Here is a 284-nt window from a genome sequence, read left to right as displayed (position 1 = left end):
TCCTTCCACAGGAAATCAAATAATGTGGGCGATTAGCTCAGTTGGGAGAGCACCTGCCTTACAAGCAGGGGGTCACTGGTTCGAACCCGGTATCGCCCACCACTCTTTAAGCATTTTTGGATAATGAAATCCAAACCACTTCAATAAAACGTACGTGGTTCGGACTTTTGACGACGAGAATCCTTAAAAAGTGTTTTAGATGACACTTTGCTCTTTAACAATTTGGAAAGCTGACAAATAACAATGTGATTCATTGTTATTTATTAAAAGTTCTCAAATCCTAT

General features: G+C 39.4%; 1 tRNA gene. It reads left to right on the top strand.

The window, feature by feature from the left end:
* Positions 1-26 precede the first annotated feature (26 nt).
* Positions 27-102, top strand: a tRNA-Val gene (locus ACOSVQ_RS20680).
* The last annotated feature ends 182 nt before the right edge of the window (positions 103-284 follow it).

The organism is Vibrio sp. HM8-C (genome assembly GCF_058630515.1).
The sequence above is the reverse complement of the archived record's forward strand: the minus strand, read 5'-3'. Positions and strand labels throughout refer to the sequence as shown.